This window comes from Acinetobacter sp. RIT698, assembly GCF_009668065.1.
Lineage (GTDB): Bacteria > Pseudomonadota > Gammaproteobacteria > Pseudomonadales > Moraxellaceae > Acinetobacter > Acinetobacter guillouiae.
On the sequence record NZ_WJYH01000120.1, the window covers coordinates 1 to 886 of the forward strand.

General features: G+C 45.7%; 1 protein-coding gene and 1 pseudogene. Both read left to right on the forward strand.

Going from position 1 to position 886, the window contains the following annotated elements; all coding sequences use genetic code 11:
- A partial coding sequence (locus GJV03_RS21320; RefSeq protein WP_154131083.1) for a CoA-transferase occupies positions 1-540 on the forward strand: 540 nt, incomplete at its 5' end.
- A gap of 121 nt (positions 541-661) precedes the next feature.
- Positions 662-886, forward strand: a pseudogene (locus tag GJV03_RS21325) (acetyl-CoA C-acyltransferase); the annotation flags it as partial.

Sequence of the window (886 nt, forward strand, 5' to 3'; positions counted from 1 at the left end):
TTGCCAACAGACAAAGATGTCTTTCTACATTCTGAAAATGGTTTATTGGCTTTTGGTCCTCCACCTGCCAAAGGTGAAGAAGATCCTGAGCTGATTAATGCAGGCAAGGAATATGTCACTATGCTAACGGGTGGCTCGTTTTTCCATCATGGTGATTCCTTTGCCATGATGCGTGGCGGACATTTGGATATTGCTGTATTGGGTGCATTCCAAGTGGCAGCCAATGGCGATCTTGCCAACTGGCATACTGGTGCGCCAGATGCGATTCCTGCCGTGGGTGGTGCAATGGATTTAGCTGTAGGGGCCAAGAAAGTCTTTATCACCACAGATCATGTGACTAAGCAAGGTGAACCTAAGATTGTTGAAGAACTGAGCTATCCTGTGACAGGTAAGCATTGTGTTGATCGTATCTATACCGACCTATGCGTGATTGATGTGACCACTGATGGCTTAAAAGTGCTTGAAAAAGTTGCAGGTCTGAGCTTTGAAGAATTACAGGCTTTGACGGGTGCTCAATTGATTGATGCGACACAGGGATAATAAATCCCTCCCTACCTCCCTTTAAGAAAGGGAGGGGTTCTTCTCTTTCATTAAGATAAGAGAGAAAGTCCCCCTTTGAAAAAGGGGGATATAGGGGGATTCAATATAAAAGGAAAGACACATGAAAAACGCTTACATCATAGATGCCATCCGTACCCCATTTGGTCGTTATGCTGGTGGTCTTGCGCCAGTACGCGCAGATGACCTCGGTGCAATTCCAATTCAAGCATTGATACAACGTAATCCCACGGTAGATTGGCAGCAAGTCGATGATGTGATTTATGGCTGTGCCAATCAGGCCGGTGAAGACAATCGTAATGTTGGGCGTATGTCAGCATTATTGGCG